Here is a 25,974-nt window from a genome sequence, read left to right on the forward strand (position 1 = left end):
ATTAGATTTGATCCCGATGAAAGAAAGGACAGGGCATGCGTGCAAGAAGCACGGCTTCCGAGATGGACACGCAGATCGAGCTGCTCAGGGAGAAGCGCAAGAGGATGGTCGCCAAGGCCAATGAACGTTTCGCTAGCGCGGCACGGAGGGCAGGTCTCGCGGAACTGGACATTTCCGACGCCGAGCTCAATGAGGTTCTCGCCGAAATCACAGCGCGATTTCGCGACGGTGAAAAAAGGAAAACGGGCGCATCCACTTAAGAGGCTAGATCAGCGGATTATGCTTCTCGAACGCAGGCAGCAGCGTGACATGATAAAAGATCGCAAGCGCGAAACGCGCGAAAAGATGATCTTCGGCGGATTGATCATCAAGGCTGGCTTGCGAAAGGCCGATCGTGCGTTCCTGCTCGGCGCCTTGATCGAGGCGAGCCGGATCCCGCCTGATACCGCGCAATACCGCCATCTACACAAGATTGGTATGGAAGCGTTCCGCGCCGATGCACGCATGACGAATTCGGAAAGCAAGGACCTAGCATGACGATAAAGTGAGGTGGCGCGCGCAAATCTTACTCCGCGCGTTCGGCCTCGAGAGCGGCAATCTCGTCGGAGATTTCCGCGATGCGTTGACGGAGCTCCGCCTCGGTACCGTCGTCCACCTCGCCTTCGCCAAAACAATAGCGGGCAATGTGCAGCTCAAGCTTGGCTTCAAGCTGCTCGCGCTGTGTGCGCAGATGTTTGAGATAGCTGTTTCGCATTGCGAATACGCTTTCAAAGAAATGAAGTCACTCCCAATAAATAGGTTCGAAATCAGAAAGTTTCGATAGACGTCCCATCACCCACCTGAAACTCTTGTCACGAAATGCCGCAATGCCGCCGTTTCACACTTGTTTCAAAGTGACCGACCGGTCATCACATTCATGCGACTGCGGCTGAAATGATCCCGAGGGCAAATATTAGGCGCTGACATCAGCTTCAAATTCGGGCTAATTCAGGCGGAGTGTTCGAGGTATGTTGTGTTGAACGAAAAAATTGCCGTCATTGGCCTCGGTTATGTTGGCCTACCTGTCGCGATTGCGCTTGCCGAAAAATTCCATGATGTGGTCGGCTTCGACATCAAAGCCTCTCGCGTCACTGCGCTGCAGGCGGGCAAGGACGATACCCGGGAGATTTCTTCTGAACGGCTGCGGTCGAGCGGACTGCACATCAGCAGCGAGATCGAGGATCTCAAGGATCGCGATATCTTCATCGTTGCCGTGCCGACGCCGATCGATCGGAACCGCCAGCCCGACCTGCGGCCCATGATTTCCGCCTCGCGCACCGTCGGCAAAGTCCTGCGCAAGGGTTCGATCGTTGTCTATGAATCGACCGTCTATCCCGGCGTTACCGAAGAGGTCTGCGGCCCGGTGCTGGCGGAAGTTTCCGGGCTGCGCCAGGGCGAGGATTTCCATGTCGGCTATTCGCCGGAACGAATCAACCCTGGCGACAAGGAACACACCTTTGAGCGCATCGTGAAGGTCGTCGCCGGCGATGATGCGGAAACCTTGGAAAAGATCGCCGCCATCTATGGTGCCGTGGTCGAGGCGGGCATTCATCGCGCCCCGAGTATTAAGGTGGCCGAGGCCGCCAAGGTGATCGAAAACACCCAGCGCGACGTCAACATCGCACTGATGAACGAGCTTTCGATCATTTTCGAGAAAATGGATATCCGCACCGCCGATGTTTTAAAGGCGGCACGGACGAAATGGAACTTCCTGCCCTTTACTCCCGGCCTGGTCGGCGGCCACTGCATCGGCGTCGACCCCTATTATCTGACTGCCAAGGCAGAAGAGCTCGGCTATCATCCCGAAGTCATCCTCTCCGGCCGCCGCATCAATGACGGAATGGGCGCCTTCATTGCCCAGAAGCTCATCAAGATGCTGGTTGCGGCGAAAAAGCCGATCAATGGCGCGCGCATCGGCATATTCGGTCTGACCTTCAAGGAAAATGTGCCTGACCTGCGCAACAGCCGCGTTCCCGACATTATAAGCGAACTGCATCAGTTCGGCCTGGAGCCGCTGGTGCACGATCCGATGGCGAGCCATGCGGAAGCCGAGGAGGAATACGGCATTCGCCTGATGGAGCTGAAGGATTTCGGCAAGCTTGATGCCGTCGTGCTTGCCGTTCCCCATAAATCCTATCTGGCGGAAGGTGCAGCCACTATCCTCGATCTCTTGAGCGAGAACGGCGTCGTCGTCGACGTGAAGGCAGCTCTCGATCGGAGTAATCCTCTGCTGGAAGGTCACTCAGTCTGGAGTCTGTAAGGCTGAAACGCTAGCTCAGCGCGCCTTTATCCCCGCCGGCGACCGTTGCCGCCAACCCTTCTTCGACGGAGTAAGGCGGCGACCAGCCGGTGAGCGCCCGCGTCTCGCCAATATCGACCTGAAGCGAGCTAAGCAATCGCCGCGCGGCGGCTCGACGTCCCAGAATTGCGGCAAGTCCCTCAAGCAGCGCAGGCGGCAGCGGTAGTATCCAAGCCTTGCGCCCTGCAGCCAGAGATAGTTTGGAGATCAGCTGGCCAATCGAAAGATCTTCGCCATCGCTGACCAGGAATACACGATTACTGACGGCAGAGTGGCTGGCGCAGAGCAGCATGAAATCGACGAGATTGCCGATATAAACGAGCGACCTGCGGTTTCGAACCGCCCCAAACGGCCAGGGAAACGGCCGCGCAGCCCACCTCATCAAGCTTGCGAAATTCGCCTTAACGCCGGGACCATAGACGAGCGGCGGCCGGATGATGACGACCTCCATGCCCGTTTCCGCTGATATCGCGAGCAAGGCCTCCTCCGCCTCCAGTTTCGAGCGGCCGTAGGCATCTTCCGGATTCGGTATATCGGAAGCCTTGAAAGGCTCCCCCTCCGCCGTCTCCTCGCCATTGACCTTGATCGAGCTCAGGAAGACGAAGCGTTTTACGCTCGCGGCCGCGGCTTGTCGCGCCAGGTTGACGGTCGCATCGACATTGACGGCTCGGAACGCAGCCAAGGGATCGGCGGCGCTCTCGTTCATGACATGGACGCGGGCCGCCAGATGCATGACGACATCGACGCCGGCAAGCGCATCGGTCCAATCCGTATCGCGATCCATCGTCCCGATGGCGACGAAGCCTGGGCGGGAGTTGCGGCTGACCGGCCGATACTCCATTCGCCGGCGGGAAAGCTCCGTGCACAGAGCTTGTCCGACAAAACCCGTCGCACCCGTCACCAGGATCATCCGCCAGCTGCCTCCACTTTTCCGCACCATGATTAATTGGGACATGCTTTGCACGGGATGTCTGCTTAGAACAAGGGCGGGGAATCTTGCCGGGACTGGTTGTGCTTGAAATCGCGATATGAGATGGACGGAACACTGACGACCTTGATCACCCTCAGAACAGAGGGTGATGCAACGACAAGAGACGATGTTTTATACGATCGCCAAGCGCCTTTTCGATTTTCTCGCCGCTCTAGCCGCGACCATCGTTTTTTTCATCCCGATCCTGATCGTCGCACTTGCAGTGCGTCTGACCTCACCTGGTCCGATCCTCTATTGGTCGGATCGGGTCGGCCGGAAAAATAAGATCTTCCGCATGCCGAAATTTCGAAGCATGCGTACGGATACGCCGGCGGTTGCGACCCATCTGTTGAAGGACCCCAAGATCTATCTGACGCCGATCGGCTCCTTCCTGCGCAAGTCGAGCCTCGACGAGTTGCCGCAGCTTTGGTGCATCCTGAGAGGCGAGATGAGCATCGTCGGCCCGCGCCCGGCGCTATTCAACCAGCACGATCTCGTCGCACTGCGCACGGAACGTGGCGTCGACGCTTTGCTACCGGGCTTGACCGGTTGGGCGCAGGTCAACGGCCGCGACGAGCTGCCGATCCCCGAGAAGGTGGCGCTGGACGAGGACTATCTGCACCGACGCTCCTTTCTTTTCGATCTGAAGATCATTTTCCTGACGGTATTGAAAGTGGTCCGGCGCGACGGAGTTGCTCATTGACAAACAATCAGCGAAATCGGCATCAGTGACACAACGGCGCGGGAAAATTGCCGTATTCCTGCCCCTTTGCGACCATACGGCCCGTGACGGGGCGAGGAATGCCGGATGGTGAACCGATTCTGGACAAAGGCGGATGACGACATTGGACGACTCGCGCATCAACAAACCGCATGCTGATCTTGCAGCCGAACCGATCGGCGTCACGAAGGCAGGAAGCAACATGACGAAGCCGCTCGCCATCATCGGCGGCATTCTCTGGCTGCTTATCGCTTCGCCGACCGTCGTCGAGAGCGACGCCTACCGGTATGCCACCGCGCTCCTCTCTCTGATCGCCCTCTACTACTATATGAAGGCGCCGATACGGCCGCGCACCGATTGGATCGGCTGGCTCTGCATGGGCTGGGCCTTCTATGTCATGGCGCGTTTCTTCATCACCTTCTGGCTGACGCCGCAGCACGATATCGGCGCTTCGGATTGGCTCTATGCCTTCCCCTTCTTCTTCCCCATCATGGGCGTCGCCTTCCTGCTCTACGAAGAGCTGATGGAAAAGATCGTCGCGGCCTATTTCGCCGTGGTGCTCGTCATGCTGGTCGCCACTCAGCATCTGCGCGAGGTCTTTGCCGGCGAAACCATCCGCCCGCTGATTATGAACAACCAGATCCACGGCGCCGTCGCCTGCGGCATGATCGTGATCTTCACCCTATTCTGGCTGTTGCATTACCTAACGAACAAATCGAGCGACCGCCGGATCGCCCGCTTCGCCTATATCGCGTCGCCCTTCATCTTCGCGCTCTGTTTCATCGCCATTTACGGTGCCAAGTCGAAAGGCGTCTGGCTGGCACTCGGCATCACACTGCCTGTCCTTGCGCTCATTACGCTGACCTACCTGCGCCTGAGGAGCGGTGCCATCATTATTATCGCCGTCGCGGCCCTGTTGATCGCAGGGATCTATGGCGTCAGGCACAATCTGGACAAAACGGCCGGCCCAACTGTATCGGCAGCCCTTTCCATGGTCGAAAATGTGGCCAATGGCCATGAGATGGGCGGCGTGGTTTCAAACGCCATCAGCTCCAGCAATACACCGGTGTCGATGGACGAACGCCTGCAGCTCTGGTCGAACAGCTGGGAAGTCTTTTCATCGGCGCCGATCTTCGGCTGGGGCAATCGGTGGCTCGAACGCTGGGCCGAGACGCGCTACTCGCATGTTCAGTACACGCTGCTGCACAACGGCTATCTGGAAATCCTAGTACGTTACGGCCTGTTCGGTGCGGCAATCATGGGCTTTATGCTCGCCACCTTCATCCGCGCCGTCTGGCGCGCCCGCACGGCCGGCATTATTCCGCGCGCCGCATGGCACGCCTATATCGCCTGCCTTTTCTTTTTCTCATTGACGCTCCTCAGCAACTCCAACAACCGCCTGGCGATCGGCGAAAGCCTGGCCTTCGCAAGCTCCGCCTTCGCCTGCTGGTGTCACATGCGGCTGAAGGGGGAGTATTTGACGATCTCTAAAGGGGAACGGCAAGAAGCGGCCGTGAGAGCGTGAGCATGATAGTTGCACGACTGCTTCGGGTAGCTGGTTGGCATAGCGCACAGGCCGCCGTGACCGATCCGTCAGCGCCTCCAGGCCATCGTCCTTGTAGCGGTTGAAAACCTTGTAGCCGGTCTTGGGCGAGATCCCGAACTCCCGGCACACATCGCTCATGCCTTCGCCTCCAGCAGCCGGGCGACAGAGCGTAGAGGTTCCTCGATCACCGAAGGCTCTCTCCACGGCATCAACACCTCCCGCCAAAAAGCCGAAAGTGTTACCACCCATATCTCCGGTACAATTCGTCACCTATCTCTCAGGTCGGGCACCGAGGCCTCCAAAGCCGTCCATACCCGCCGAGCTACGACGCACGAAGAGCGACTGATGGCCCCCGCGTGAAAAGCGTAGAAACTAGCGCGTTTGGTGGTGGAAAAGTTCGAACGCTGCCGGCGAGAAGTCGTTTTTGACGCGAGGCGGAATTCAAGTTCATCGTTGGATGATCTAGGCAACATTTCATCACAAGCAAACTCAGCGCCTTGAGATCACCCTTCTTCGCGATTGGCGACAAGACGTTCGATCTATGTCGTATCGGGCCAGGATCGTTCCCGACAAATCCGCGTCCTGCGCATGCAGGAAGTATTCGGTTCCGAAAATGCACCCTCTGCCAAAGCGGTGATGTCTAGCAGACCTTGTAAACGCCGATCGAATACCTTCCTCCATATCGGTGGTTGAGCATCGTCCGCTGAGCCCGAAGAAGCCATTCGCTGACACAGCTACCCGCCCAAAATGGTATCGCTCCGCCATTTAAGGGCGCTTAACTTAGCTCAGCCCCTATTTAAGCCAGGAGCCAATTGCTTAAATAACACTGCACTCTCGTAATTGGACATGTCCGTTTCAGCTTCTAACCTTCGGCTAGGCCGCTTCGTCGAGACCCCTATAGCGGGCGAATCGTGCGCGCCTTCGTGCCGCCCCCCATTACCGCTTGAACCGTCGATCGACGTGCTGGCCCTATTGGAAAGGCTGAGCCTAGCCGAGCGGGCCTTTGGGCGCGCCATCCTCATTCGATAGGCTGATGTCGAAGGCGTCGCGAACCACCGCTTCCGCTGACGTTACCTCCTCGTCCGTCATCTTTTCGAATTCACGACTGCGCCGCTTCTTGGAAAGCGTACCCTCGTTCTGACGGATGAAATTGATGAGACTGGAGATCATCCCGTCCGGCATCTCAAGGAAATCCTGAATGCGTCCCTTCGCTTCATCGAAGCGCGCGAGGTGATCGATCTCATTTGGCAGGTCATGCCTGATCGTCTGTACGACGCAAGCATAGAGAAATTCCGTCAACTTCGTATAATCCCCGAACCTGTAGAGATCGGCAGTGTCGTTGAGGACACTCACGTTTTTCTCCGGTGTCGGCACCCATTCGATAAAGGGCAACAGCGGTCCGGTGTAACCGCGCAGGCGCTCGCCATACTCCTCCTGGCGTTCAAGAAGTACGGAAGAAATGGGAAAAATCATGCCAGCGGGCGTATATCCGCGCTCAGACAGAACATGGTGTATGAGGTACCGATGCAGGCGACCGTTTCCGTCTTCGAAGGGATGGACGAAGACGAAGGCGAAGGCCATGACCGAGGCTTGAAGTACGGCATCGACCCCACTCTCCGCCATCCTGCTTCCTGCGGCTATGATCCCTCCGAGCAGATCGCTAATGTCTTCGTGCCGGGCTGAAATGAATTCGGGGAGAGGATCGTCGTTCCAGTCGCGATCGCCAATAAAGCCGCCGGCGTCTCGCAGCCCGCGCTTGATGAACCGGCTCTCCTCGATCACAATGTGCTGGAGGCGCACGAGTTCGTCCACTGTGATCGGCCGCTTTCCCGCTTGAGCAACAGCCCTCATCCAACGCTCGAGGCGGCTTCGCGGCGGGCGTTCGCCTTCGATCTGGTAGGATGCCTGGCTATCCGACAGAAGCAGAAAGCTTGCCGCGCGCGTAACGATCCCCTTTCCGATCTTTCCGATGAGCTCTTTGGCTTCAGCGTCCCAGCGGTGGGCGACCGTGTCGACGAGATATTCGGTACGCCTTAATACGGGGCAGAATGCTGGTGTGCCAAGGAGATTGTCTCGCACGCGGTGACGGGGCGAATTCACGGGGGACGATGTGAAGTAGCTCGCGGTGTCAAGCGCTTCAACATAGTTCCCCCGTTCCGCGTCCGGAATGTCAAGGCGCGTACCTGTCAGCCATTCATAGAAAAACCAGATCCTGCGCGTCGCACTGCTCGTCGGTTCGGCTTCGATCAGCGCTGCGATCTCACTTGCCGGGACGATGTGAAATAGCTTTTTTAGGATCAACAGATCGATCGTCTCGTGCCTCAATGCGAAAGACAGATGTCCAAGCAAGCTGTCCTCTGGAGCGAAGCGCTTGTCGAAGATCGTCCAATCCTCATGTGCTCTCCTCGAGCCATAGACGAAGCCCTTCGCGACGCATGAGGGGCGACGAACAGGGGCTGCAATTCCGTATTTCTGAACGAGAGCTGCATACCCAACGGGGACCGTATCCATTGGCACAATACGTTCTTGGAAGACCGTTGGATTTGCGGGATTGGCTGTCATGCCGACTTCCTTCCTCATCGAAAAACAAGTTACACCATCGAAAGATGATTATTTTCGAGGCATAATATCGAAAATCGCTTACATCGGAAATCAGTTATTCGCATCGAAAAACGCTTATATACGATTAATCATATCGAAAATTGATTAACAGTGGGCATAAGCCTCATCGAAACCGTAAGTTTTTATCGAAAATCGATTAATAACGGAGGCCGTTATAGAAAATCAATTAGAAGCCCAAAGCGACTGACGAAATCGCCTTTTCGCTCAACAACACACTAAAAGCGTCATTGCCAAGTCGATGATGCTGCGACCGACCGGCTCGCCACCGCGAAATTAAAGTATTTGCACGCCAATGCTCTCGATATTTTTCGGATAACCTGCGGGCAACTACGAGGCTGCGCGACGAAAGACGGCGTGTGGCCCTGGAGAGCGCTCACGTACCCGAATTCGCATTCACATCGGCCATTTTTCAGCTCAGTTTTCCGATGAGCGAGGCGGTTCGCTTGAACCCGAAGAAAAGAAAGCTCTAGAAAATCGGTTAGGCCTGTTTTCCGTTTACAAGGAACCTCGGCTGAAGCGAACAAACCAAAATGCAGGAACTAGTCATTTCTCCGCTCGATCACGGCTCAAAGTAAATCTCGCTCACCCGAAACTTCCCGTCGATCCGCCTGCACTGGACAATGATATCGACCGCGACCTTCAGCAAACCATGAATATCGCCGCGCTCAAGGTCACGACCTCCCTCCGACTCTTTTACGAGCAACGTCAGTTGCTCAAGTGCCAGCGCCGCAGAATCGGCATGCACCGTTGTGATCGATCCAGGATGTCCTGAATTGACATTGCGGATGTAGTAGAAGGCCGAGCCGTCGCGCAACTCCTGTAGAAGAATGCGATCGGGTCGCATCCTGAGGCACGATTCGAGCAGATCTTTCGCGCTGATTTTCGCCAGCCCCTGCCCTCCTTTCGAATAGAAAAGCTTGACGTGATTGGGCTGCGAGATGACCAGCTCCGGCGTATCCTCGATCGAGATTATCCGCTCATGCTCCGGGATATGCCGGATCAATGCCTTCGACAGGGTGGTCTTGCCCGATCCGGTCGCCCCCGAGATGATAATGTTCTTGCGCGCAAGAACCGCCGCACGCAGAAACGTCGCGTAATCGCCTGCCTTGAGGATCTTGTACAATCTCGCATCTGAGGATTCGCTATGACGGTTCGACGAGGAGACATTGGAAAATAATTCACCCCTTTCGAGATCATCCAACGTCAGCGTCACCGACGACGGCTTTCTGATCGTGACGCTGACCGTGCCCTTGCTCGTTGCCGGCGGAACAACAATCTGAATCCGCTCTTCATCTGGCAAGGTGGCCGACAGGATTGGCCGGGCCTCGTCGATTGCCTGGTTCGAATAGCTTGCAATGGCCCGGGCCAGACGCATGAGCTTCTCGAAGCTAAGATCCGGCAGCGCATGGCGTCGCCATCCCTCCGTTCCCTCGGTCAGGACTTCACCTGGGCGGTTAACGACGATCTCATACAGCGACGTGTCCTTCAGGAAGCGAGACAATGGCAAAAGCAATTCACGCACCACACGAGCATCTGAAGCTTCCGCCATCTTCCGCCCTACTTGGTCACGAGCGCTGATCGAGGCCCGAAATCCCCCGATACCGCCCGATCGAGGATCCTGTTGCGTGGTTCGATGACACGCAGGCTATAGACGTCGGAAAAATTGAGATCGCGGGCGACAAAAATCGAGACGAGTTCGCCTTGATGCTTAGTCAATGTCGGCGCAATATTGATGGATTGCTCGACGGCGATCGCTGCCGCCTGCTGGCCAGCCGTCGCCGTATTCTGCGCTTGAACGTCGCTATCCTGCAGCCGGCTGCCGGCATAGGTCGTCGCGTCCCCGACGATGGAGAGCAGTATGGCGCTGCCAAAGCGCTCCCACCAATGCGTGTCAACATAGCCATCCATGCCCGCCCGCCCGAGTGCGTCGGTCGCAGGCGAGGCGAGTGTAACAATCACGCCTTTTGGTGTCTTTGCCCGGTTCCAAAGCACGAACAGGCGCTTCTGGCCGCGACTCAAGCCGCCTCGATATTCTCCGACGATCTGAGTTCCTTTCTCCATCAGGACCACGCGGCCATTGTCGGAAAGCACATCGCGATTGATGACGCAGCTGGCGAAGCCCGGCTGATCGGAAGCGAGCGCCGTCTCCAGCACGCATGGAATGGAAGTTCCCATAGCGACAATGAAGTCGCGGTTGCCGAGCGTGCCGGCGCGTGATCCTTCCAGATGAGTCGGCGTCAACATCCTGTTGAAACGCTGGTCCTCGGTTTCAGGTTGGGCGCCCCCAAGGCTGCCAGGAACGGGCAGGTAATTGGAACCGGGGTCTTGCGACATCGCGGCTGCTGTGTCGCGGCGTTGCGATGACGACCGCTGTCCATCATAGGCCATGACGGGCGCACGGCGGGCGGAGTCCAACAAGGTGTCCTCAGCGGGTGTGACCTGCTCCTTTGATGCAGGCGTCGGTAGCAACACCTCAGGAAGGGGTGTGGCCGGCTTTACCTCTTCCTTCGCCGGCTCGAAGTCAGCCGTCTGACGAATGACGACATGGTCGGGCTCTTTCGTCTCAGCCTTTTGCCGGTCACGCATCGACCACAGCGAAAACGCAACAAAGGCGACCATCGCTAGAACCACGCCACCGCGCTTCAGGAATGGACGGCCCTCAGTTCGCTGGTTGACATCCGTCTCGGCGCGCTCACCTGGGATAGGGTATTCCGCCTCATCCGCCATGGGCTCCTCCTGTTGCGGCACCAGCCGCCTGCGCTTTCACGACGCGTTCGACCGAAGGCGATGTCGTATTGGTGTTGGGATCGATGCCGGTCGGATCGTAGGCTTCGTTAAAGATGCAGAGCACGTCTCCTCCCCGCCGCAGAATGAATTTGCGGCCGATCGCGTGAACGAGCACGAGATCACCGGAAACCGACTTGGGTATCAGGCTTTCGGTGCCGTCGGAGTTTTCCATATAGATTGCCGGGATTTCCTGATTGCCGGAGAAAGCGATGGTCGTGATCTTGCCGTTGTCATAAACAGCGTTCGGTTCCAAGGCACCTGATCCCTGCGCCGAATAACGCCAATTGCGCGGTCCATATTGCTCGTGCAAAGCCAGCACTGTGTCGGCTTGTCCGGCTTGTGCTGCCTGGGTTCGCGCGAGCGCCTCCTGACGACGGCGTTCGGCATCATCGGCTGGATAGCGATATTTGACATAGAAGTAAGTATCCTGGCCGGCCGCAACCGGACCGTCTCGGACCGTCAACTCCATCTGGTAACTGCGCGTCGAACCGTCACGACGTGTCGTGACCACGGAGATGTTGGTGACCGGCTGGTTCTCTCGCGCCTTCAGGAAGAGGATATTGCCGGCCGGCGCCACTTCCCATGCGACCGTGTTGCCAAGAGCCACATGGGCAATTTCCTCGTCGGCGGCAAACTCCACCTGGACGGAGGAGCGCAACGAGCCCACGATCCTGGTAATATTGTAAGGCTGATAGTCGACGAAGCGGATCCGACTGTCCTGGGAGGCCCCGCGCGGCGTTTCCAGCGCAAGGGCTGCCGATGGCCAGCCAGCAATCAGGAGCAGTGCGATCAAACAATGATGTTTCAGATGTTTCAATTGATGGCCTCCGGATCGGATCGATAGTCGCTGACGGCGAAGCCGAGCGGATTTATCAACCGATCGGTCGAGGACATTGGAGCATTCACATAGGAGAAGGTAAGCGTTGCCACCCAATGGGTCGTATGGGTCTCGTCACCACGGGTGATGGTACGCATATAGCGAACAGACAGGACATGGGCGTTGATCAGCGAGATGGAAACGATGTTGATCCGCGACGTGGCGCCGCGACCGTAGATATTTTGCGGGGAATCCGGATTGCCACCGCGATAAATCGCGGCAAAGCGGGTCTGTTCCGGCGCCGTTGAGAGCAGCGAAACCGTGCGAAAATTCTCCTCCGCCTCACTCCAGACATAACCCTCGCGGGCACGAACATAGCGAGCGGCAAAATATTTGGTCACAGCTTCGTCGTAGGTGCCTGCGGTCGACGTGAGTGCCGAAACGACATCGACAATACCGGTGGAATTGTCGACTCTCACGACAAAAGGCTCGACCGTCTTCAGCGGTGTCAAACCTGCGATTGCAACGATCGAAGTCGCCGCAAGAATGCCGGCCCCGGTGGCTACGAACCAAGCAATCCGAGCCGAACGTTCCATCTGGATCATGCGATCCTGGTCGAAGCGCCGGGCCTTATCGAAATAATCCTTGAGACTGTCCGTCGTCACCATCACCGCTGCCCTCCGCATGGGCGATAGGAGTGGCCGACATCAAAATGCGCGAAGGCGGCGGAGACGATATCCGGCTTTTCCTCGACGTAGGCAGGTGGCTTGCCACCGGACTGTGCCGATGAAGAGCGAGGCGGTTGCGGTGTGGACCGACTATCGCCGCTCCATTGCCACATGGCGCGATTGAGCGGCCGGCGCGAATAGCCGTCGCATTTGGGCAGGGGATAGGAATGTGATGCGCAACCGCCGAGCGTTGATGCCACACAAAAAAGCACGAATATTCGGATCATCGTCAACCATCTTGTTATTTGCTTGAAGTTCCACATCAGCCGGCTCTTTGGGAACGAAAGCTGCGGCCAACGGCACGTGCACCCCGACCTGTCGCTCGCGCCATGTAGGTAGCACCTCGGGCAAGCGTGCCTTCATGCGCGTCGCGTGCCGCGCCATAGCCGTAGGTGAGCGACGCTCCGCCCGCGGCAAGCGCCGAGGCGATGCCTGGAAGCTGATAAAAAACGTAGAGGGAGGCAAGGCAAATGGCGCCGAGCGCAACCGGTCGCATGAGTACGTCGCTGTAGCTCTCGATCATTGTGAAGGTGGAATCGATGCAACTAATGAGTAGCGAGCCAACCGCCACGACCAGTACCTGCAGGATAACGAAGTTGGCGAGTTGCCCGATCCAGGCTTCGGTAAAGCGGCGTGTCGAGCGGAACATGGCGAGCGCTACGAAAATCGGGCCGATAGCGAGCACGATCGCCAGTGCGAGACGCGCATAAAGCGAGACGATATAACCGATCGCGGCAACCACGAAACTTGCCAAGATGACCAGCATGCCACCGAAGCCGGTGACGATGTCGACGCCCCACGAGGCGCGCGCCCAGATCTCGTGAGCGCATTTCTGACCTTTATCCAATAGGCTGTCGAAGGTCGAGGCGCTTGGTATCGTGCCGGAGTTCAACGCCTGTGAAATCTCCTTGGGCAAGGTGTCGAAGAAGATACCGCCGACATAAGTCTGATACTCGCCAGCATTCGTGACCAGCATTAGGATGATGGCAAGCTTCATTGCCCGAAAGGCGAAATCCATGATCGGTTCGTGGACTGATCCGCGCAGGATCAGGAAGCCGTAGAGGATGACATAAAGTGTCAATGCCGCCGTCAATGGCCCGGTGACCCAGCTGGCGATATTCGACGTACCTGACGATATGAAGTTCTCCAACGGCGCCTTGAACTGCCCATCGACGAAGGCAAAGATTTGATACATACCTCAGCCTCCAAGCGCTTTGCCCATGCGCTCCAGGCGGGATTTCCAATCCGCCGCCTCGGCATTCACGCAGTTCGGCGTGGCTCGCAACTCGCCGGGATTGCTTTTGCATTTGGCGATGAGATCCGACAGCAGCGTCTGGTTAGCCATCAGCTCATCGACCGAATAGATACGTTCGGGCTTCGAGCAGCCGAACAAAGAGACACCGAGTGTGAGGAGAACAAGAAACTTCATTGAAGGGCCGCTCCCATCGTATCCATGCGCTTGCGCCAATCCTCGGCCTTGCGCTGTTCATCGACCTGAACCTCGGCCTGCTGCACCATCTGCAACGCCTGCATCCTGAGCATATCGGTCTGGAGAAAGGCCGTTTCGGCCTGCAGCCGCGCCTGCAGATCGGCGATGTCCTTGGCATCGCTCGCCGAAGAGATTTGCCGACGTAATTGATCAATCCCGTCGATCCGCTTGGTCGCGGTATCGTAAATTTGCTGGCCGAGGCCCATCTGCCCAGCATTCTTGTTCTGAAGACGCGACAGTTCTTGAGCATAAAAGTCGTTAGCGCTCGTTTTGTAGGTCGAATTGTCGGTCAAGAACTTTGAGGCGGCATCGCCAAGCGTGCCTGAACCTGCGCCCCTGAGCAGGCTTTCGACGGCGGAAAAGTCCCCTGGCAACGCCTTGCGGATCGCCGGATCGTTCAACAGGCTGGCGACGTCGGCCATATTGGTCAGCTTGTTTAGCGAACCGTAGAGCTGCTGGGCCTGCTGGAGTTGCTGGTTCAGCGCATCGAGCTGCGATTTCAGTTGGCTTATGCTTTCGATCTGCTTGGCAATCGCGGTCTGGTCGATAACAGGGATACCCTGTGCGTCGGCGGCATGCGAAGAAAGGAACAGTACTATCGCTGTCATGGGAATCATTCTGCTCTGCGCCATCAGCTTGCACTCCTTGTCTCTTGGAATATCCGCAACCATTCGTCCCGGTCATCGCCAAGCTCTGCCCGGATCGCCTCGGCAAGTTCCACGTTCGCCGTTCGCCCGGAGAGGATTGCGAGCTCGTCGCCAAAACCGTTGAGATTGAGCTCGGCGACAACGCTGTTGTGACCCTGTTTAACGATAAAGCGCCGGCTTTCGGCGGAGAGCTCGCGGGCAACCAAGTCGAATTCGCGTTCGGTGAGCTTGAAGCCACTGACATAATCGTCTTGATCACCGCGGGAATTCGGTAGGAAAACCTGGGTTGGGCACTGCTCGATGATCGTATGCGCGATCGGTGAGTTGATGGCGTCTCGCGGGCTTTGCGTGGCAAAGAGCATCAAGCCGTTCTGCTTGCGAATGGTCTTGAGCTTATTCTGGGCAAGATCAAGAAAGCTCTCGTCCTGCAGCGCCTTCCAGAACTCGTCGATAACGATGATGATCCGTCGGCCATCGATCAACTGTTCGACCCGATGGAAAAGATAAGCCATCAAGGGATTACGGATTTCCTCGTTGTCGAGAAAATCGGTCATGTCGTAGCCGAGAAATTTGGCGCCGATACCGATCTGATCGGCCTCGTTGTCGAAGACCCAACCAAGCGGCCCGCCTTTTTCCCACCGACGCAGGCGCGCGGCGATCCCTTCCGGATCAGTATTGTTGAGAAAGGTGCGCAAAGCGCCGATCGTGCGCTGATTTTTCGGCAGATCGGCAAGACCATCGATTGCCAGCGCGATATCGCTGACATCGCCGACCGCAAAATCACGCGCCGCCGCTCCGGCTAGCTTGGCGATAAATCGTGCCAGGAATATCTTGTTCTCCGGTGTCAGCTCTAAGGCTTTCAGCGGTGCACATCCGGTGGGTAGCCCGTTCTTTAGCGGCAAATAGGTACCGCCGGCAGCCCGGACGAAGAGGTCGGCGCCACGATCCTTGTCGAAGAAGACCATGTGCGGGTCATGCTTTTCGAGTTGCGATAGCATGAAATTGAGAAGTACGGTCTTGCCAGCACCCGACGGACCGCAGACGAAGGTGTTGCCCAGATCGCCATAGTGGAAATTGAAATAGAACGGCGAGCCCGAGGCGGTCTTCAGTATGGCGACGGCTGGTCCCCATTCGTTGCCGTCCTTCCTGCCCATAGGGTAGGAATGAAACGGAGAAAGTGCCGCAAAATTCCGCGAGGTGATTGCACCGGAACGGGCTCGATACCGAAAATTACCGGGCAATTGTGCCCACCATGCAGCTTCGAGCCCTAGATCCTCGCGGGCCACGACAGCGCCACCATTGGTCAGATGCGAGCGCGCCTTCGCAAGATTGTCAGCGAGGTCTTTGACAGACGAAGCGAAGACCGCGAGGGTCAGATGGTGTTCGCCGAGCACGAAACGGTTCGATTCAAGCTCGTCCATTGCCGCATCAAGCTCTTCAATCTGGGAGGCTGCCTTGTCGACCGCACTCACCATTTGGTTCTGCTTGCGGCCCATGATGGTGCGGGCATCGGTTTTGGACCTGAACGCGAAGGACTGGGTGAGGATCAGTTCGAAAGGTGCCGTCAGAATGCCGTCCAGCATACCGCCGCGGGTTCTCGCCGGATATTCCTTGAAACCGAACATGCCCGCATAACGGCTTGTCCCTTCATCACGGATCTCGACGGTCTCCCGCCCGAAGATCACACGATCGGAATAGATCGCCGAGGAGACCCTGCCTTCCGTCAATGGGATCGGTTCTCGGCGGCCGCCGATCAACTGATGCAGCACCTCGCTCGGTTCGGAAAACAGGATGCCGTTCTGATCGTAGAGCGACAGCACGCGGGGGCCGAAGCGTCTCAGTCCGGCAGTGACATCGGTTACCTTGTCCCGCAAATGCTTCAAGCTTCCCTCATCGAGCTCGACAGTAGCTCGTTGGGCCTTGCGAAGACGTGGCAACAGATTTGCAAGCCGTTCGGCTGGATCGCGTCCGGGATGCCAAAGCAGGGAGAGATAGAGATCGTTGCGAAATAGGTCTTCTCTCACCATCCGCTCGCGATATTTGTCATTCAGAGCTGCCGAGAAGGGATTGGTGAATCCACCGTCGGGATAAGTGTTATCGCGGCGACGGATGAGGTGGGTCCAGATTGCAAGACGCTCGTCCGCAATGTTGCGGTAGAGCGTGTTGAGATCGCGCTGCAGACTGTTCAGATCGATAGCATCGATTGTCTCGAACGATACGCCCTCCAGAGCGATCATCGCTAGCAAAGCCCTGGAATCGAGCGCGATCACGGTCTCGTCCACGTGCCGGACATAGGGGATGAAGGTTTCCGGCTCGAGTTCACGGGATTTGAGACGGGACACATTAGGCATGGCCAAGGTCCCTTTCGTCATAGTGTCGCACCAGCCTCAACGGCGTCAGCGAAGCACCCCTCCAATAGGCGCCGTTGCGCGAACGACCACGGGTTTCGATCCAGGCCAGCAGAATGCGGAACATGTTGTGGTCATGCTTGACGAGCGAGCGAAAAATGAAATGAAAGACCACACCGACAAGCCCATAGGCAATCGAGCCAGCTACAATGTAGAGGATTGTCGTCAGCATAATGTTGACGCCCATGGCCTCCATCGTCACCCCGGCGATCATCGCCGGCCGAGTGCAGGCCAGGAACAGGGTATCTTCCTCAAGCGAAACCCTCTCCACCATGATCTCAGCCCCCGGAAATCGTGCTGACGATCTGCGAGGCGCCAAAGAGAATGCCGATACCAAGCACGACATAGGCGGCCTTGCGAAGATCGAGATAGCCGAACATCCAGGCGATACCGACGATGATGACGGCGATCGTTGCCAGGAGCTTGGCGACGTTGCCGGTGAGCAAGGTGACGATATTCTGCAGAACCGTCTCGATCCCGCCGGCGCTCTGCGCGAAGGCTGGCTCGATCATGGCGATCGAAAGAACAGTTGCCATCGCTACGGTGGCGCCAAATGCACGAATATTGATCCTCGACATCATTCAGACTGCTCCGGTTGATCATTTTGGAAGACCAGCGCGGATGATTGCCGCGCTACATGGAAGACATCCCAAGACGGTGGTTTCACCGACCGTTCGGGCGAAGGCTTTTCCTCACCGTTCAAGGACAGATCATTGGTCTGGAGTTGGGAAACCGTCGGCCGCCGCGCACTCTGCCCTATCGCTATGGTGGACAGGGTCTTCGAAAGCCTCTTGGCCTCGCTTTGGACCTGATCGTCATACTGAGCCATCTTTCCGACCGAAGGATCGGAGCGCCCGTAGTAGGATTGCAGCATCACGCGCTCAGCCTGTTGCAATGTCGCGCCGGCGCGCACGGCAAAACGATAATAACCATCAAGCAGTGTCGCCGTTGCCTTAAGGTTAAGGCATGGATCGAAGGCATCCGCGATACTGAAATCAAATTTGCGCAATTCGGCGATGCCAATGCCGCCAAGCCCTAGCTGGACATCTTTATGCTCCGCCATCAGTACCGTTGCGGTTTCGACCGCTTCGGCTTTGTTCTTTGGCTGTTCATGGAGAGATGAACTTCCTCGCACGCGAATATCAAAAGGCTGGAACTGGCTTTCGAGACTGACAACCGCTGCAAGCGTTTCGATGGCAATCGCCGGCGCGCAGGTCTGGGCAAGATCGGTAAAGGAGACGGCCATGGTCAGTACCAAACCCGCTGGCTTCCAACGCCGTCGATGGTCACATCGACATAATGGGGCTCGGATCGCACATTCGGCCGCGCCGTCGGATAGCCCATGCACTGTACGTTCCGGCCATCCCGCTGCCAGCGCGCCGATATCACCAGCCCGTCGTCTCTAGCGCTACCATCACGGCCGGAAGCGCAATAACCGCCGTCAACCTTGGAAAGGGTTCGCGAAACGCAGGTCTCCTGTTGGCCGCGCTCACCATAGCGTGTTGTCAGGCGATAGCTGTCATCGCAGAAATAGGGCTCGTAACCAGGACGCGATGCCCGGAAGCCGACACCGTTGCAGGTGGGAAAGGAATGCCCCTTGGCAAGCTCCTGCCAGAGCTTGCTGATCGGCGGACGGCAGGCGGCATATTGTGTAGGCCCACTAGGATTGGAAAGGCACAGGATAACCTGACATCCCCAATCATCGGCGCGCGCATGCCGCTCGGAAATGAGGTATAAAGGGATGCAGCCGGCAAGGGCGAAGACTGTTCCAACCAGAAGGCGTTTCATCAGCATGATCCTTCAATGTGGCGATGTTCAACGATCCGTCCGGCGACGAATCTGACGTCGGTCGTAATTTATAGTGTCTTATATAATGCAGTTAAAAAGATGACAAGTACCCTAACCACGCAGTGGCACAGTCTTTCGTTCGCAGCCTTCATCCTGCATGAGATCATGGATCATCCGCAGGAGGACGAGACACCGCAATCCCGGCTGAAACAGGTCGGCATGATGAGTGTTCTTTACATCATGCATCAAGCTCATCAGGCGCTAACCATCTCAAATATAGTCGAAATTACAAAGCTCACGCGCATGGGCGTGACGGAGACAATCGAGCCACTGGTGAAGCGCGGGATCCTGACGGAGACGTTCGTGAAGAATTCCATGGGGCGCGGCAAGGCCCGTAAATTTGAGATCGCGCCGGAGATTTTCGAGAAGCTGCGGAGCTTTCAGGGAAAATAGTGGGGTTGAGGAAGCGTATTCACAGCGAATTAAATAATATCAAAGGCGTCAGTTTGATTCTTGACCGGTCTTAGCCGATGAGTACCTCGCCGTCTACGATCGAACTTTCTCTTTGTCCGAGCGGTAGGAAAAGCTTGGACGCACTCTTCCTGCGCACATTACGACACTGGCGGGAGCTCAGAGGGTATCCATCTGGGGTGATGCAATCATCCAGAACCTGGGGAATATCAACACCGACAAACGCTAACATGGAAGATTGGTCTACAGCAGAAGGTGAGGCAGGCTAACAATGCTGATACAGAACATACCGTGCCTACATTCTTCCCTTATGCTTATGAACCGAACGCAGCGGCTAATTCGGCGACGGTCAGCTGCATGGCTTTACTGAGCTGGCGCCCCTTCTGCCAAAAGACAACGTAGTGGTAGATTGCGCCCGGTTCGAACGGACGAGAATCCAAACCGAACAGCTCGTACTCTCTCGCGATGACGTTGTTCGTGATTGATATTCCAACGCCGGCTGCGACAAAGCCGGCATCGTGCCCGTTTGCGTCATATTCAACTGCCAGATCGGGCTCCACCCCCATGTAACGCAAGGCATTGATGTTCATCTGGTGCGCTGAGAACTGCGGCTCAATGTCGATCAGCGCCTCACCTATGATATCCTCCGGCGTCACGAGATCCTTTTCAGCCAGCCGATGCCCCGCCCGAAACAGGCAGACATTCCTCGCGATGGAAACGGGAACCCAGTCAAAAGCGCGCTCATCGAGTGGCAGGCGGGAAATTCCAAGATCTGCTCGGCCATTCAAAACATGCTCGGCAATCTGCTGGTAACTGCCCGACTTCACCTGAAACGAAGATGGATTGCTTTGACGAATCGCTTTTATGGCTCTTGGAATGACGCTCAGGCAAAATACGGCCGGAGCCGCCAAGCTTATTGTTCTGGTGTCCTCGTTGCGTAAAGACGCAATCGACTTTTCGATCCTGTCAACGCCCTGAAGCGCCCCGTCGACGCTGCGCAACAGCTCCCATGCCCGGTCTGTCGGGGTAAGACGGTTATTCTCCCGGGAGAACAGAGAAAAACCAATCTCTGCCTCAAGCTGTTTGATTTGCTGACTGACAGCGGACTGGCTGATCTTGAGAACCTTGGCGGCGAACCTCTCCGATCCCGCGCGCAGGACTTCCCGGAAAATCTGCAACTGCCGAAGCTTTACGCCCGAGGTGCCTTTATCGACCATTTTTTAAACCTGGTTCTCTTGGTTCGGCGCCACCCCAATCCCTCTCCTCGAGGCAGACGCCACCTACCGGTAGCTCCTGCAAGGACTATAAGCTGCGCTTATCAAAACTATCTGCACCTTATAGATTGACGCAAATCGCTCAAAGTATAATTTCTGGTTATCGTAAATATTATCGCAGATAACCACACAGAAAAATACTATTTCTGGTAGTATTTATGTATTGAAAAAATATATATCAAAACTGAAAAAGCTTATCATCTCCGTGCGCGAGAATAGGCAGAGAGGATTCATGCCTTGTCCGGATTTTTCGTCCAATTCGTTCATGGACTTCAAGTAACCGTATTGGTGGCAGCGGCGAGCGGCATACTAGGCACGCTTCTTGGACTGTTCGTCGCCGTCATCAAATTGTCCCAACTGCGTCTGCCGGTGCTGATCGGGCGGGCGTATACGACGATAGTCCGAGGCCTGCCCGAATTGCTGGTAATCCTCGTCGTCTATTTCGGTGGAACCGCAGCCATCACTGCGCTGACCGGCCGCTATGTCGAGATCAGCGCTTTCGCCGCTGGTGTGGCGGCGCTGACAGTTGTCTTCGGCGCCTATTGCGCCGAGATCTTCCGCGGAGCGATCCAAAGCATACCCCAGGGGCAAACGGAGGCAGCATTATCTCTGGGGCTCGCCTCATGGCAGGTCTGGCTGCTTGTGATCCTGCCACAGATGATACGCGTCGCCCTGCCCGCCTTTGGCAATCTCTGGGTTTCGCTCCTCAAAGACACATCGCTGATCTCGATCGTCGGCCTTACCGACATCATGCGCGTCGCATTTATCGGCGCCGGATCGATGCGCGCTCCGCTTACATTCTATCTCGTCGCCTCGGCTCTTTATCTCGCGATGACGAGCTTATCGCTGGCATCATTCCGATTGCTGGAGCGACGTCTCCTGATACCCGATCATCAGAAGGGCTAGGATCTTGGACCTCAATTTGATCTTCGAAAGCATCGGCATTCTTGCCCACGGCGTCCTTCTGACCTTAACCCTGACTTTGCTGTCATTGGCGATCGGTTTTGTCGTGTCGGTACCGTTGAGTTTCCTTAGGACGTCGTCCAACAGGCACCTGTCTGGATGCGTTCTCATCTATACCTATGTATTTCGCGGCACTCCTCTGCTGGTGCAGCTCTTTCTGATCTACTATGGCCTCGGGCAACTGGAAATTGTCCGCAACAGCATGTTTTGGCCGCTGCTTCGCGAGCCATTCTGGTGTGCTTTGCTTGCTTTCTCTCTGAACAGCGCGGCCTACACGACGGAAGTGTTTCGAGCCGGCATTCAGGCCGTCCCACGCGGGGTCGTTGAAGCTGCTCAGGCGCTCGGTCTGTCACGGGTCATGCAGATACGCCTGATCATATTCCCGTTGGCATTCCGGACTGTGCTCCCGTCTTACGCAAACGAGGTCATAGGGATGCTGAAGGCCAGCTCGCTGGCAAGCACCGTAACCCTCCTGGAAATCACCGGGCTTGCCCGCCGCATGGTCTCGGAGACTTTCGCTCCTTACGAGATCTTTCTGGCGGCGGGTCTGATCTATCTCTTTCTGACCTTCGTCTTCTCGAAACTCTTCCAAATGCTGGAGACGCATCTGGCTCGCTCCACCCAAAATCAGAAAGAGGAGCGATCCGCCTACATCAGACCGGCGCGATGGCGATTTCAGCTGCGAAAAAATTCCCGCCGTAGAAACGTCGATGCCGCTCAGCGACATTGTACCCAATCATTCATCCATTCAATGCGACCAAAAAGGGGATCTGCACATGAATAAGTCTGCATTGGTTTTTTCACTCGCTCTTTTGGCAATCAGCCAACTGGGGGCCAACGCCAACGACCGGAAAACGATAACGATCGCGACGGAGGGGGCATCTCCCCCTTGGGATGCGATCGATACGAATGGAGAACTGGTCGGATACGATATCGATGTGGGTAAAGAGTTGTGCCAGCGCATAAAGATCGAGTGCAAGTTCGTTGCACAAGACTGGGACGGCATCATACCAGCTCTGACGGTTGGAAAGTTTGACGCGATCATGTCGGGGATGGCCATCACAGAGAAGCGAAAGAAATCCATTGCCTTCTCGGACCCCTATGCCGGCGGGTTCAATCAGCTTGCCATTCGCAAGGATCTTCATCTTCCGAAAACGGATACCAAAGCCAAGATCAATCTTACGACCATCGGTAGTGAACAACAAGCGATCCTCGACCAGCTTCGCACAACACTCACCGGCAAAACCCTGGGGGTCCTCAGATCATCCAATTCCGAAGCCGTCTTAAACGACTTGTTCGGCAAGGTGGCGACCGTCCGCAGCTATGACACGCAGGACAATTTGCACATGGATCTTGCCGCGGGACGCATCGACGGTGGTCTTGCCGATTATTTCACATGGAAGACATTCCTCGACAGTAAGGATGGAGAAACCGCCGCCTTCTACGGTCCTGAACTGTCAGGCGGCCTTTGGGGACCTGGCGTTGGGATCGGTATCCGCAAGGAGGATGTCGATCTTGTCGACGCCTTCAACAAAGCGATCAGGGATAGCATCAAGGATGGAACGCTCAAGACGCTCAGCCTGAAATGGTTCGGCATCGATATTTCCCCATCTTCATCCAAATAGGCCCAGCAAAAGCTGGCTGTTGCCATCATGAACGCTGCGCCGTCGGTCTAGCGGCATACTTCATGGCACATCAAAACTCGGCCATCGCGTCCCAACTGAACATCACAGGTATTTCCATGCCCTCCTCTTTCATCATTGCCATGACAGGCCAATCTCTGATTCACCACGACATCCGCAACTCTGGTGACCCAGGGTTCGCGCGCATTGTCGACACTCTGAAACAGGCTGATGTCGCCTTCACCAATTTTGAAGGCACCATCCTTGGCCGCCACGGCGGCGCACCCATGAAAGGCTCGTATTTTGGATGTTCGGACCCCAGCGTCCTAGATGCATTGAAACAAGTTGGCTTCAATGCCTTGGCACTCGCCAATAATCATGCCTTCGATCTCGGACCGCCAGGTATCTTGTCGACGCTGGAGGAGGTCGGCACGCGTGACTTCTTGCACGCCGGCATTGGCCTCGACCTGGATCACGCCATCGTGCCCGGCATAAAATCGCTGGGCGGCAGGGATGTCGCCTTGGTGGCTATGGACGCAGGCCCCGGACCAGAGACAATGTACGCCGATAATGCGCGCTTCAGACGACCATCAAGACCCGGCGTAAACCGACTGGATGTGAGCAGGATCTTCGAGGCCAATCAAGCGACGTTCGACATGTTGGAAACCATCCAGACGACGTTTCAAAGTTCGAAACTTGAGCGCGCCAACTACGCGCAACCAGATGATCCGGCAATAGTGGACGAGGAAAGCGAGATTGACTTCTACGGTACCATTTTCCGGCGATCCGACACCAATCGGCGCAAAGTTGTCATTGATCCGGATAGTGCATTAAATCAGCTAGCGGCAATTGCCAGGGCAGCGATGCATGGGCAGTTCGTTATCGCTTATCTCCACCATCATCATTGGGAGCCAAACTGGCAGGAGGTGCCAGACTGGGTCCAAGCATTTGCGCATGCATGCATAGATGCCGGCGCCCGCGCCTTCGTCAGCCATGGTACACCGGCCTTGCAGCCGATCGAGATCTACAAGGAAGCGCCAATCTTCTTTGGCCTTGGCAACTTCTTTTTCCATACGGAAAAGGGCGAGACTGAATGGAGCCCACCGGAGGTTTGGAAAAGCGTGGTCGCGACCTGTGCCTTCGATCCCGCCGGACTGCTGCAGTCTATTGATATTTTGCCGATCGTCATCGGTGGCGAGGAACGGTTGAAGGATAACCACTTCCATGAGCGGTACGTGCCGACACCGGCGAGCGGCAAGATGGCGGCACAGATCATTGATGATCTCGCCAAGCGCTCGGCCCCATTTGGGACCATCATCAAACGTCATGGCGTGGTTGGAAGAATCTCCGCAACAGACTGAGGTTCCTCCGGGGCGAAGCTTTCACTTGCAATAGGCGCTCAAGCACTGGCGGCTACTCGCCAGCCGTCTCTTCTTCATCTCCAGCGAGTACCTTAATCACCGCAAGGGTGCGCGTTCGAAGTCGCGTTGGAAGCCGCAGAATCTCCTCGACAAAACGGCGTCCTTCAGCGGTGGCTATATAAGCTATGCGTTCGTCGACTTCGGGAACGATACCGTCGGTTATTTCTGACTCAGATGGCGGCAAGCCGTCGAAAAACCGATTCACGGGAACGTTCAGTCGGCTGGCGATCACATAAAGCATCGACGCGCTGATGCGATTTTTTCCACTCTCGTATTTCTGAACCTGCTGATAGCTCAAGCCAACTTCATGCCCGAGTTCGGTCTGAGAGAGGTTGGAATGGATGCGCAGAATACGAAGTTGCTGTCCAACATGACGGTCGACCGGATGGATCATCTGCCCATCCCCTCCCCTGTCAGCGTAGAGCCTGCCATGTGATTTATCGATGAAGATTTTAGCTGCTCGATCATGCATTGCTTGGCGATCTCACTATCAGGGATTTCACGCGGCGCGCGCTCGGCAAAAATCTGCTTCGGGCCTTGGCCCCTGCTCTATCCGTGTGCAGTAACTCGGTGACCGCGATTAGATGGTTAGGCTGGAGTGGTTCCATTTGCGAGCTCGCTCCTCTTTGATCTGGACCTTGTTTTACCGCACCGTTGTGCCGCCCTTACTCCGCCGCAAGCGCTTTTTACATACTATAGTTGATAAACTCAAAGTATGTAAATCGCGATTTTACTGCGCATGGATATGCGCAAACTGGTCGGCCGGAACTTTGCCCGCCTGCGTCGGGAGAAAGACCTGACCCAGGAAGAAGTTGAAGCGCGCTCCGGCTTTAGCCAGCAATATCTCAGCGGTCTCGAACGCGGTCGACGGAACCCAACCGTGATTACCCTTTACGAACTGGCCCAGGCACTCGGTGTTTCTCACGTTGAGCTGGTCAAACCCGATAACGACATCTGATCAGCACTTCCTCGGCTAAAGCAACAAAGTAGCCTAGGTTCATGTTGCGTCAGCAATTGGGAATTGCCGGAATCACATTATCTGAATTTAAGATAACTGAAAATCAGATATAAGTGAAGACCCCATCGTTGATAAGATGGGGATGAGCGTGGCGAAGACCCTCGGCACTGAAAAGCATAGACGCCTGATTGCGCTCTTAATCGAAAAACGGGAAGCATCGGGCCTCACACAAGTAGATCTTGCTGACAGACTTGGAGAATATCAGTCATTCGTTGCACGATTGGAAAGCGGGCAACGCCGTGTGGATGTTGTCGAGTTCCTCGAATTGGCGGAAATACTGAATTTCGACCCTTGCGACGCGTTACGCCGACTCGCAGAATTATGAAAGATTGTGTCAATAACAC

At 56.2% G+C, this 25,974-nt stretch carries 30 protein-coding genes and 1 pseudogene; 12 read left to right on the top strand and 19 right to left on the bottom strand.

Going from position 1 to position 25,974, the window contains the following annotated elements; genetic code table 11:
• The first annotated feature begins 35 nt into the window (after positions 1-35).
• Entirely contained in the window at positions 36-260 is a 225-nt protein-coding gene (locus JJQ51_RS09610; protein WP_113352751.1) for a TraC family protein, read from the top strand.
• On the top strand, positions 229-537 hold the full coding sequence (locus JJQ51_RS09615; protein WP_308936556.1) for a conjugal transfer protein TraD: 309 nt from the start codon (positions 229-231) through the stop codon (positions 535-537). The genes JJQ51_RS09610 and JJQ51_RS09615 overlap by 32 nt, the downstream gene beginning before the upstream one ends.
• Positions 538-565: 28 nt before the next feature.
• On the opposite strand, the gene JJQ51_RS09620 is transcribed toward JJQ51_RS09615, so the two are convergent.
• Positions 566-754: a hypothetical protein gene (locus tag JJQ51_RS09620; RefSeq protein ID WP_113352752.1), complete on the bottom strand. Its 189-nt coding sequence runs from the start codon at positions 752-754 to the stop codon at positions 566-568.
• 258 nt (positions 755-1,012) lie between these two features.
• On the opposite strand from JJQ51_RS09620, the gene JJQ51_RS09625 reads away from it, so the two are divergent.
• On the top strand, positions 1,013-2,299 hold the full coding sequence (locus JJQ51_RS09625) for a nucleotide sugar dehydrogenase (protein ID WP_113352753.1): 1,287 nt from the start codon (positions 1,013-1,015) through the stop codon (positions 2,297-2,299).
• A gap of 10 nt (positions 2,300-2,309) precedes the next feature.
• Here the strand turns inward: JJQ51_RS09625 and JJQ51_RS09630 are convergent, their stop codons facing one another.
• The gene (locus tag JJQ51_RS09630; protein WP_145321881.1) at positions 2,310-3,248 is read right to left on the bottom strand and encodes a UDP-glucose 4-epimerase family protein; all 939 of its coding nucleotides are present in this window, start codon (positions 3,246-3,248) and stop codon (positions 2,310-2,312) included.
• A gap of 187 nt (positions 3,249-3,435) precedes the next feature.
• On the opposite strand from JJQ51_RS09630, the gene JJQ51_RS09635 reads away from it, so the two are divergent.
• Together JJQ51_RS09635 and JJQ51_RS09640 are read left to right on the top strand one after the other, a co-directional pair.
• On the top strand, positions 3,436-4,011 hold the full coding sequence (locus JJQ51_RS09635; RefSeq protein WP_113352755.1) for a sugar transferase: 576 nt from the start codon (positions 3,436-3,438) through the stop codon (positions 4,009-4,011).
• 133 nt (positions 4,012-4,144) lie between these two features.
• Entirely contained in the window at positions 4,145-5,554 is a 1,410-nt protein-coding gene (locus JJQ51_RS09640) for an O-antigen ligase family protein (protein ID WP_269244617.1), read from the top strand.
• 15 nt (positions 5,555-5,569) lie between these two features.
• Here JJQ51_RS09640 and JJQ51_RS09645 read toward each other — a convergent pair.
• The 15 genes and pseudogenes from JJQ51_RS09645 to JJQ51_RS09715 all read right to left on the bottom strand — a co-directional run.
• Positions 5,570-5,784 (bottom strand): annotated as a pseudogene (locus JJQ51_RS09645) (helix-turn-helix domain-containing protein); the annotation flags it as partial.
• Positions 5,785-6,562: 778 nt separating this feature from the next.
• Positions 6,563-8,137, bottom strand: coding sequence for a Fic family protein (locus JJQ51_RS09650; protein ID WP_269244618.1), 1,575 nt, complete (start codon positions 8,135-8,137; stop codon positions 6,563-6,565).
• Positions 8,138-8,756: 619 nt separating this feature from the next.
• Complete coding sequence (virB11, locus tag JJQ51_RS09655; protein ID WP_269244619.1) at positions 8,757-9,746, bottom strand: P-type DNA transfer ATPase VirB11; 990 nt, start codon at positions 9,744-9,746, stop codon at positions 8,757-8,759.
• Between the two features lie 8 nt (positions 9,747-9,754).
• Positions 9,755-10,924: a type IV secretion system protein VirB10 gene (virB10, locus tag JJQ51_RS09660; protein ID WP_269244620.1), complete on the bottom strand. Its 1,170-nt coding sequence runs from the start codon at positions 10,922-10,924 to the stop codon at positions 9,755-9,757.
• Positions 10,914-11,792, bottom strand: a complete 879-nt coding sequence (virB9, locus tag JJQ51_RS09665; RefSeq protein ID WP_269244682.1) for a P-type conjugative transfer protein VirB9 — start codon at positions 11,790-11,792, stop codon at positions 10,914-10,916. The genes virB10 and virB9 overlap by 11 nt, the downstream gene beginning before the upstream one ends.
• Before the next feature lie 5 nt (positions 11,793-11,797).
• Positions 11,798-12,469, bottom strand: a complete 672-nt coding sequence (locus JJQ51_RS09670; RefSeq protein WP_269244683.1) for a virB8 family protein — start codon at positions 12,467-12,469, stop codon at positions 11,798-11,800.
• Complete coding sequence (locus JJQ51_RS09675) at positions 12,469-12,756, bottom strand: hypothetical protein (protein ID WP_145321877.1); 288 nt, start codon at positions 12,754-12,756, stop codon at positions 12,469-12,471. Before JJQ51_RS09675 ends, JJQ51_RS09670 begins: the two co-directional genes overlap by 1 nt.
• Positions 12,757-12,791: 35 nt before the next feature.
• Positions 12,792-13,724, bottom strand: coding sequence for a type IV secretion system protein (locus JJQ51_RS09680; protein WP_269244621.1), 933 nt, complete (start codon positions 13,722-13,724; stop codon positions 12,792-12,794).
• 3 nt (positions 13,725-13,727) lie between these two features.
• Positions 13,728-13,958, bottom strand: a complete 231-nt coding sequence (locus tag JJQ51_RS09685) for an EexN family lipoprotein (RefSeq protein WP_113352763.1) — start codon at positions 13,956-13,958, stop codon at positions 13,728-13,730.
• On the bottom strand, positions 13,955-14,635 hold the full coding sequence (gene virB5 / locus JJQ51_RS09690; RefSeq protein ID WP_442967296.1) for a P-type DNA transfer protein VirB5: 681 nt from the start codon (positions 14,633-14,635) through the stop codon (positions 13,955-13,957). The genes JJQ51_RS09685 and virB5 overlap by 4 nt, the downstream gene beginning before the upstream one ends.
• Positions 14,636-14,649: 14 nt before the next feature.
• On the bottom strand, positions 14,650-17,016 hold the full coding sequence (locus tag JJQ51_RS09695; RefSeq protein ID WP_269244623.1) for a VirB4 family type IV secretion/conjugal transfer ATPase: 2,367 nt from the start codon (positions 17,014-17,016) through the stop codon (positions 14,650-14,652).
• Positions 17,009-17,347, bottom strand: a complete 339-nt coding sequence (locus JJQ51_RS09700) for a type IV secretion system protein VirB3 (protein ID WP_113352766.1) — start codon at positions 17,345-17,347, stop codon at positions 17,009-17,011. Before JJQ51_RS09700 ends, JJQ51_RS09695 begins: the two co-directional genes overlap by 8 nt.
• A 4-nt stretch (positions 17,348-17,351) precedes the next feature.
• The gene (locus JJQ51_RS09705; protein WP_095433292.1) at positions 17,352-17,654 is read right to left on the bottom strand and encodes a TrbC/VirB2 family protein; all 303 of its coding nucleotides are present in this window, start codon (positions 17,652-17,654) and stop codon (positions 17,352-17,354) included.
• Positions 17,651-18,319, bottom strand: coding sequence for a type IV secretion system protein VirB1 (locus JJQ51_RS09710; protein WP_269244684.1), 669 nt, complete (start codon positions 18,317-18,319; stop codon positions 17,651-17,653). The genes JJQ51_RS09705 and JJQ51_RS09710 overlap by 4 nt, the downstream gene beginning before the upstream one ends.
• A gap of 2 nt (positions 18,320-18,321) precedes the next feature.
• Positions 18,322-18,861: a hypothetical protein gene (locus JJQ51_RS09715; RefSeq protein ID WP_269244624.1), complete on the bottom strand. Its 540-nt coding sequence runs from the start codon at positions 18,859-18,861 to the stop codon at positions 18,322-18,324.
• Positions 18,862-18,960: 99 nt separating this feature from the next.
• On the opposite strand from JJQ51_RS09715, the gene JJQ51_RS09720 reads away from it, so the two are divergent.
• A complete protein-coding gene (locus JJQ51_RS09720) occupies positions 18,961-19,314 on the top strand; it encodes a MarR family transcriptional regulator (RefSeq protein ID WP_269244625.1) in 354 nt (117 codons plus the stop codon).
• Positions 19,315-19,646: 332 nt separating this feature from the next.
• On the opposite strand, the gene JJQ51_RS09725 is transcribed toward JJQ51_RS09720, so the two are convergent.
• Complete coding sequence (locus tag JJQ51_RS09725) at positions 19,647-20,549, bottom strand: LysR family transcriptional regulator (protein ID WP_113352768.1); 903 nt, start codon at positions 20,547-20,549, stop codon at positions 19,647-19,649.
• 294 nt (positions 20,550-20,843) lie between these two features.
• On the opposite strand from JJQ51_RS09725, the gene JJQ51_RS09730 reads away from it, so the two are divergent.
• The 4 genes from JJQ51_RS09730 (at position 20,844) to JJQ51_RS09745 (ending at position 24,552) form a co-directional block, all read left to right on the top strand.
• Positions 20,844-21,512: an ABC transporter permease gene (locus JJQ51_RS09730; RefSeq protein ID WP_152095724.1), complete on the top strand. Its 669-nt coding sequence runs from the start codon at positions 20,844-20,846 to the stop codon at positions 21,510-21,512.
• Between the two features lie 4 nt (positions 21,513-21,516).
• Entirely contained in the window at positions 21,517-22,353 is an 837-nt protein-coding gene (locus tag JJQ51_RS09735) for an ABC transporter permease (RefSeq protein ID WP_269244626.1), read from the top strand.
• Positions 22,346-23,194, top strand: a complete 849-nt coding sequence (locus JJQ51_RS09740) for a transporter substrate-binding domain-containing protein (protein ID WP_269244627.1) — start codon at positions 22,346-22,348, stop codon at positions 23,192-23,194. The genes JJQ51_RS09735 and JJQ51_RS09740 overlap by 8 nt, the downstream gene beginning before the upstream one ends.
• A gap of 116 nt (positions 23,195-23,310) precedes the next feature.
• Positions 23,311-24,552: a CapA family protein gene (locus tag JJQ51_RS09745; RefSeq protein ID WP_269244685.1), complete on the top strand. Its 1,242-nt coding sequence runs from the start codon at positions 23,311-23,313 to the stop codon at positions 24,550-24,552.
• 52 nt (positions 24,553-24,604) lie between these two features.
• Here the strand turns inward: JJQ51_RS09745 and JJQ51_RS09750 are convergent, their stop codons facing one another.
• A complete protein-coding gene (locus JJQ51_RS09750) occupies positions 24,605-25,084 on the bottom strand; it encodes a helix-turn-helix domain-containing protein (RefSeq protein WP_442967292.1) in 480 nt (159 codons plus the stop codon).
• 267 nt (positions 25,085-25,351) lie between these two features.
• Between JJQ51_RS09750 and JJQ51_RS09755 the strand changes: the two genes are divergently transcribed.
• Positions 25,352-25,570, top strand: a complete 219-nt coding sequence (locus JJQ51_RS09755; protein ID WP_012652928.1) for a helix-turn-helix domain-containing protein — start codon at positions 25,352-25,354, stop codon at positions 25,568-25,570.
• Positions 25,571-25,712: 142 nt separating this feature from the next.
• Positions 25,713-25,955 (top strand): helix-turn-helix domain-containing protein, encoded by a 243-nt coding sequence (locus JJQ51_RS09760; RefSeq protein ID WP_152095722.1) that lies wholly within the window; start codon positions 25,713-25,715, stop codon positions 25,953-25,955.
• Positions 25,956-25,974: the final 19 nt, after the last annotated feature.

Source organism: Rhizobium sp. AG207R (assembly GCF_027109195.1).
Lineage (GTDB): Bacteria > Pseudomonadota > Alphaproteobacteria > Rhizobiales > Rhizobiaceae > Rhizobium > Rhizobium dioscoreae.

Excerpts from the sequence above, each read along its gene's own strand:
- JJQ51_RS09610 (WP_113352751.1), top strand. The coding sequence starts at position 36 with ATGCGTGCAAGAAGCACGGCTTCCGAGATGGACACGCAGATCGAGCTG.
- JJQ51_RS09620 (WP_113352752.1), bottom strand. The coding sequence starts at position 754 with ATGCGAAACAGCTATCTCAAACATCTGCGCACACAGCGCGAGCAGCTT.
- JJQ51_RS09630 (WP_145321881.1), bottom strand. The coding sequence starts at position 3,248 with ATGATCCTGGTGACGGGTGCGACGGGTTTTGTCGGACAAGCTCTGTGC.
- JJQ51_RS09635 (WP_113352755.1), top strand. The coding sequence starts at position 3,436 with ATGTTTTATACGATCGCCAAGCGCCTTTTCGATTTTCTCGCCGCTCTA.
- JJQ51_RS09640 (WP_269244617.1), top strand. The coding sequence starts at position 4,145 with ATGACGACATTGGACGACTCGCGCATCAACAAACCGCATGCTGATCTT.
- JJQ51_RS09650 (WP_269244618.1), bottom strand. The coding sequence starts at position 8,137 with ATGACAGCCAATCCCGCAAATCCAACGGTCTTCCAAGAACGTATTGTG.
- virB11 (WP_269244619.1), bottom strand. The coding sequence starts at position 9,746 with ATGGCGGAAGCTTCAGATGCTCGTGTGGTGCGTGAATTGCTTTTGCCA.
- virB10 (WP_269244620.1), bottom strand. The coding sequence starts at position 10,924 with ATGGCGGATGAGGCGGAATACCCTATCCCAGGTGAGCGCGCCGAGACG.
- JJQ51_RS09670 (WP_269244683.1), bottom strand. The coding sequence starts at position 12,469 with ATGGTGACGACGGACAGTCTCAAGGATTATTTCGATAAGGCCCGGCGC.
- JJQ51_RS09675 (WP_145321877.1), bottom strand. The coding sequence starts at position 12,756 with ATGATCCGAATATTCGTGCTTTTTTGTGTGGCATCAACGCTCGGCGGT.
- JJQ51_RS09680 (WP_269244621.1), bottom strand. The coding sequence starts at position 13,724 with ATGTATCAAATCTTTGCCTTCGTCGATGGGCAGTTCAAGGCGCCGTTG.
- JJQ51_RS09685 (WP_113352763.1), bottom strand. The coding sequence starts at position 13,958 with ATGAAGTTTCTTGTTCTCCTCACACTCGGTGTCTCTTTGTTCGGCTGC.
- virB5 (WP_442967296.1), bottom strand. The coding sequence starts at position 14,635 with ATGATTCCCATGACAGCGATAGTACTGTTCCTTTCTTCGCATGCCGCC.
- JJQ51_RS09695 (WP_269244623.1), bottom strand. The coding sequence starts at position 17,016 with ATGCCTAATGTGTCCCGTCTCAAATCCCGTGAACTCGAGCCGGAAACC.
- JJQ51_RS09700 (WP_113352766.1), bottom strand. The coding sequence starts at position 17,347 with ATGGTGGAGAGGGTTTCGCTTGAGGAAGATACCCTGTTCCTGGCCTGC.
- JJQ51_RS09705 (WP_095433292.1), bottom strand. The coding sequence starts at position 17,654 with ATGATGTCGAGGATCAATATTCGTGCATTTGGCGCCACCGTAGCGATG.
- JJQ51_RS09710 (WP_269244684.1), bottom strand. The coding sequence starts at position 18,319 with ATGGCCGTCTCCTTTACCGATCTTGCCCAGACCTGCGCGCCGGCGATT.
- JJQ51_RS09715 (WP_269244624.1), bottom strand. The coding sequence starts at position 18,861 with ATGAAACGCCTTCTGGTTGGAACAGTCTTCGCCCTTGCCGGCTGCATC.
- JJQ51_RS09720 (WP_269244625.1), top strand. The coding sequence starts at position 18,961 with ATGACAAGTACCCTAACCACGCAGTGGCACAGTCTTTCGTTCGCAGCC.
- JJQ51_RS09725 (WP_113352768.1), bottom strand. The coding sequence starts at position 20,549 with ATGGTCGATAAAGGCACCTCGGGCGTAAAGCTTCGGCAGTTGCAGATT.
- JJQ51_RS09740 (WP_269244627.1), top strand. The coding sequence starts at position 22,346 with ATGAATAAGTCTGCATTGGTTTTTTCACTCGCTCTTTTGGCAATCAGC.
- JJQ51_RS09745 (WP_269244685.1), top strand. The coding sequence starts at position 23,311 with ATGCCCTCCTCTTTCATCATTGCCATGACAGGCCAATCTCTGATTCAC.
- JJQ51_RS09750 (WP_442967292.1), bottom strand. The coding sequence starts at position 25,084 with ATGCATGATCGAGCAGCTAAAATCTTCATCGATAAATCACATGGCAGG.
- JJQ51_RS09755 (WP_012652928.1), top strand. The coding sequence starts at position 25,352 with ATGGATATGCGCAAACTGGTCGGCCGGAACTTTGCCCGCCTGCGTCGG.
- JJQ51_RS09760 (WP_152095722.1), top strand. The coding sequence starts at position 25,713 with ATGAGCGTGGCGAAGACCCTCGGCACTGAAAAGCATAGACGCCTGATT.